The sequence below is a fragment of the Microbacterium sp. Leaf351 genome (assembly GCF_001423825.1).
In the GTDB taxonomy this organism is placed as follows: Bacteria; Actinomycetota; Actinomycetes; order Actinomycetales; family Microbacteriaceae; genus Microbacterium; species Microbacterium ginsengisoli.
Map to the genome: position 1 here is coordinate 43573 of NZ_LMPK01000015.1, position 1787 is coordinate 45359.

Sequence of the window (1787 nt, forward strand, 5' to 3'; positions counted from 1 at the left end):
GTGTTGATCGTGTTCTGCGTGTTGGTGGAGATCGTCGGGTCGACGAAGCTCCACTCGTGCAGGGTGCGACCGCTCGCGAGCACGATGTCGCTCTCGAGGATGTTGAAGCGACCGATCGACAGCACCGAGAGCTCGGATGCCATCGGCTTGGTCTGCGTCCATACCCATTGCGTCGTGCCGGCGACATCGTCCACGGTCTTCGACGTCAGCTCGCCGTTGCTCGCGACGACCAGCGGGTTGCCACCTGCAACCGAGGGCGCCGTCACCGCGATGCGGTAGGTCGCCTTGTCGGCGGGAGTGTTGTTGTTCGGGAACCACGCCATCGACCCGACCGGCTGGCCGAGCGCGGTGACGCCGTCGGTCGTGGGCACCCACCCCTCGGAGGACCCGTCGTGGTCGATGTGCCGGACGGGCGCGCCGGAATAGGCGACGGCGACCGTGAACTCGCCGACCACCGGCTGCGCGGGGGTGACGATCAGCTTGTACCGCACGGCCGCGGCGTCGTTCTCGCGCACGTAGCTCGCCGCGGTGCCGTTGACGAGGACGCTCTCGACCGTCAGGCCCTCGAAGTCGAGGGCGAACGACGACAGCGGGCTCGCCGCGATGGCGGTGATCGTCGTGACGGCCGAGATGTCGGTCTTGGTGCGATAGGTCATCGCGATGTCGTAGTTCTGCACGTCGTAGCCCGCGTTGCCGACGTTCGGGAACAACGGGTCCCCGGCGGTCGTCGCTCCGGCCGCCGGCTCGGCCGCCTGGGCCGGGAGAGAGAGGCCTGTGATGGCCAGCGCGAGCGCCGCGCCGGCTGCGGCGAGCCGCATGAGGCGGCGGGAAGGTCGGCGGGTGCGCGCGGACGACTCAGACATGGATCCCCTTCTCGAGCGCGCGACACGGGCGCACGCAACGGGAGCGACGTTAGGGATCAGATGTTTCTTCATTGTTTCATAGAGATCTCCCAGATTTCCAAGAAACCCTCACCGCCGGGTCGAGCCCCTCGCATGTCGCGACCGACGGCTGTCCCGGCCCGGACGTAGGGTCGAACACGTGACACCCGAACTGGCCGCACGCATCGTCGCGGATTCCCGCGATCGCGTGGCCTGGGTGCGGGCGCGGTCCCGCGGCATCACGGCGACGGATGTCGCGGCCCTGTCATCTGCGGCATCCATCTCGCGAGCTGCCGACGCGAAACTGCAGGGCCAGCGCTTCTCCGGCAACGCCTACACGGACCACGGCCGGCGACGCGAGCCGGAGATCGCCGCCTGGGTGGCGGCGACCCACGGCATCCAGCCCTCGACGGCCCTCTTCCACGCGGTGGTCGAGCCGCGGCACCTCGCGACCCCCGACGGCATCGGCATCGACGACCGCGGCCGCATCACCCTCGCCGAGATCAAGACGACCAACAAGTCGTGGAAGTCGATCCCGCGCACCTACCTGCGTCAGGTGTGGTGGCAGCAGCACGTGCTGGGCGCCGAGCGCACCCTCGTCGCGTGGGAGCAGCACGACGGCTTCGTGCCGGTCGGCGACGAGCCGCGCTGCGCCTGGGTCGAGCGCGACGACATCGAGATCGCGAAGCTCGTGCGGCTGGCGACATCCCTCATCGACGAGCTCTATCGCCGCACGACGCTGGCGCGCACCGGCTCGGATGCCGCGGCCGCACCCGCGGCTGGTCGCGAGGCGTTCCGGGCGCTCGCGCTCTCGGACTGAGCCCGGCACGCACTCCCCCGCCACGGCGGGGTCTTCAGCGCGCCCGCCCAAAGTAGTTGACACAGCGCAACGAGATTCATATAGTT

Annotated in this window: 1 protein-coding gene and 1 pseudogene; one reads left to right on the plus strand and one right to left on the minus strand. The window is 69.3% G+C overall.

Annotated elements, in window-relative coordinates; genetic code table 11:
• A pseudogene (locus ASG00_RS15290) lies at positions 1 to 863 on the minus strand (M1 family aminopeptidase); the annotation flags it as partial.
• Positions 864 to 1041: 178 nt separating this feature from the next.
• On the opposite strand from ASG00_RS15290, the gene ASG00_RS05860 reads away from it, so the two are divergent.
• Positions 1042 to 1701, plus strand: coding sequence for a YqaJ viral recombinase family protein (locus ASG00_RS05860; protein WP_056207534.1), 660 nt, complete (start codon positions 1042 to 1044; stop codon positions 1699 to 1701).
• Positions 1702 to 1787: the final 86 nt, after the last annotated feature.